We start from the raw sequence: 2,660 nt of genomic DNA on the forward strand, positions 1-2,660 counted from the left end.
GGAATTCGGTGCGTACTACCGGAAGAAATTTCAAGAAGTTCCGAAACACCAACACAAACGTGCCCTCGTCTTAACGGCAAGAAAGCTTGTGCGTCTGGTCGATGTGCTGCTACGCAACGGCCAACTCTATACGCCACGGAAGAAGGTGACGCCTGTGAAGGATTAACGCCTCCTTTGCTAAAGTCCCGCTAATTAATTCCCAGTTAAAATCTGGAATTAACCTTGATTTTCGGCTGGGTTTGGTTTGGTGTGCCCATTTTTCGGCGCTCACGGCTCATACAGCCATGGGAATTTCCAATTCGACCGAATTAGGGGCTTGACATCATACCGCTGGACTTTATCTCCCTTTGTTTGGCCTTGGTAATCTGATAACGCAGGATCAATTCATCAACCTTTTGGCTCTGCTTTTGAAGCTCCTGATCTTCGGACAGCGCAGAAGACAGACTAAATGCTTCATTTCCCATTGCATTTAGCCTTTGTCTCTCTTCTTCCATCCGCTTCAGCAAGTCATCCACTCGCTCACCCTGCCTCTCGGGTTATGAATCCTGTGAAAGATGAACAGAATGTAATTTTATAGGTTACCTAAATAGTAGTTTATAAACTCATTTAAGTCAATTCATTACTCCACCATAATATGAGTTATCAAATGATATCGGACGAGATGAGGGAGATGAATGATCTACAACAAGGAGAAGGTCGGTAAACGAATACGACAACAGCGTGATGCGCTGGGGATCTCGCGGGAGCGAATGGCTGAGCATATCGGCCGGGTACCTAGATTTTGCGGAGATATTGAACGGGGCAAGGTGGGCATGTCCATTGAGACGCTTTTAAGTATTTGCGACTTGCTGAAGCTGACGCCCAACGATCTTCTAATCGACTCGGATGAGGACACGCCAAAAAACGAGACCGGGCTAGTCCTAGCCGCGCTTGCAAATTGTACGGATAAGCAACGACAAGACGCCGTGGCGCTGTTGAAACTATTCCTTAAGGCCATTAAGTAAAGTTACATACAATTTAGTTTCTCGAGGGCTCTCCGACGGTCAAAAACCATCGGAGAGCTTTTTGCATTATTATGTTTATGATGACTTACCAGATGCAGCGGTCGATGGGAAGTCATCGCGATTGTTCATCACTTCAATAAGTATGTTTGCACCAAGTTTGAATTCGTGCAGAAAAGCCGCCTCCACCTGCATGCTGTCCCTGCTCTCGCATAGATCAAAATATGGTTCGAGCTCACGGAATACCTCTTCACCTAACCGTTCGCGCAATAGTTTCGCATAGGCAGCCGCCTGCCGACTCAGAGATCGATAATCTGGATGGGTCGGGATAATACTTTCATCCGGGTGAAGCTCACCATGATATAGAGCACTCAATAACGTTTTCATCGTACCCTCCCCATTTCATTATCATCGCAGTGCTTGAATGAGCTTCCTGCACATGGTAGGATATTTATGCAGTCTTGCTCACTTTGAGCGATTGCGTCAGAGGAAGTAGCGGTTCTTTCTAGGGACCTACGCTGCTTCCTTTTTTAGTTTTCGAGCTCGTCATACACCTTCTCAATGCCTTTTCGTACGATGGCGGAACGTGTCATCTTTAGCTTCTCTGCGGAAGCATCAAGCTTCTTCATAATATCCTGATCGACACGTATCTTGATCGTCTCACTTTTTGGATTGTCAGATGGAGGACGGCCCATTTTCTTAGAGGACATTGCTTCACCCCACTTTTTGTCCCAACAATAATATATTATTGTGGGACCAAAAAGTCAATAAAAAAAGCGCAGCAACCTGCGCCCTCTGGAGTATTTGCTTAGTCAACTAGTTCCATTTATCTTTGGAAATTTGTTGTTATATTCAAATGAAATCATCAATGGTTTTTAAGTTATTATAGTCTTTCTTAAACTTCTGTCTTATTTCTTCTGCAGGAAGATCGAAATTAATAATTTCCTTTTCAAAGTTTTCTAGCCAGCTTATTTTAAGTCTTTTAGGGAGTATGCTAACAAACAAGAATTGAGTAATTATTAATATTAAAACCATTAAAAATGAAGAAAATAAAATAGAAAGTTTTTCATCAGTAAATATACCATCGTGAAAATAATACGCCGGAATATATAACGAAATCATTAATCTAAACCAAAGCATCGTTACCATTAAAAAATTAGACATCTTCATTCTCCAAGAATTATATGCGAGTTGTTGCTTTTTTACTAATGAATCATTGATAAAAGTAACCAGAAACTCAGGGATGTATCGAATCAAAAATATTATAAAAACAAACCTATATGAATCAAATATGTACAGTGTAGCTATATTAGTTATTATTGGAACCATTAAGGTTATTCGTTGGATAATTAGGTTTGATCTTTTAATTCTTAGATTAAGTTCTGAAAGAGTATCACCCGCATAATAATTTTTTATTCTGTCTCTTCTCCACAAAAAATTTATTATATCAAAAAAGGCAACAGCAATATTTAAAAACACTGACATTGAAATTATAAAGTATGCAAGTCCTGACTTTATTAAAGTCAAGTTAGTAAATATCATATAAGATAGAGTCCCCATGCCTAACAAAAGTGCCCAAGTAGTTAAACCGATAGAATTGATTTTACTTCTTTCTCTTTCTTGTAAGAGATTTAAATACTCTAGTACAGCATCAGAATT

5 protein-coding genes and 1 pseudogene are annotated in these 2,660 nt (G+C 40.1%); 2 read left to right on the top strand and 4 right to left on the bottom strand.

What is annotated here, in order from left to right; translation table 11 throughout:
- Positions 1-166, top strand: a pseudogene (locus PA598K_RS34885) (IS110 family transposase); the annotation flags it as partial.
- Positions 167-308: 142 nt separating this feature from the next.
- Here the strand turns inward: PA598K_RS34885 and PA598K_RS34890 are convergent.
- Positions 309-515 carry an aspartyl-phosphate phosphatase Spo0E family protein gene (locus PA598K_RS34890; RefSeq protein WP_128661287.1) on the bottom strand — a complete coding sequence of 69 codons (207 nt, stop codon included), beginning with the start codon at positions 513-515 and terminating at the stop codon, positions 309-311.
- A gap of 159 nt (positions 516-674) precedes the next feature.
- Between PA598K_RS34890 and PA598K_RS34895 the strand changes: the two genes are divergently transcribed.
- Positions 675-1,004: a helix-turn-helix domain-containing protein gene (locus PA598K_RS34895; protein WP_128661288.1), complete on the top strand. Its 330-nt coding sequence runs from the start codon at positions 675-677 to the stop codon at positions 1,002-1,004.
- Between the two features lie 75 nt (positions 1,005-1,079).
- On the opposite strand, the gene PA598K_RS34900 is transcribed toward PA598K_RS34895, so the two are convergent.
- The 3 genes from PA598K_RS34900 to PA598K_RS36910 all read right to left on the bottom strand — a co-directional run.
- Positions 1,080-1,388, bottom strand: a complete 309-nt coding sequence (locus PA598K_RS34900) for a DUF6809 family protein (protein ID WP_128661289.1) — start codon at positions 1,386-1,388, stop codon at positions 1,080-1,082.
- A gap of 143 nt (positions 1,389-1,531) precedes the next feature.
- Positions 1,532-1,711: a ribbon-helix-helix protein, CopG family gene (locus tag PA598K_RS34905; protein ID WP_128661290.1), complete on the bottom strand. Its 180-nt coding sequence runs from the start codon at positions 1,709-1,711 to the stop codon at positions 1,532-1,534.
- A 142-nt stretch (positions 1,712-1,853) separates the two neighbouring features.
- Positions 1,854-2,660, bottom strand: an 807-nt coding sequence (locus PA598K_RS36910) for a hypothetical protein (RefSeq protein WP_185602428.1), incomplete at its 5' end; no start/stop codon positions are given.

Source organism: Paenibacillus sp. 598K (assembly GCF_003851045.1).
In the GTDB taxonomy this organism is placed as follows: Bacteria; Bacillota; Bacilli; order Paenibacillales; family Paenibacillaceae; genus Paenibacillus_D.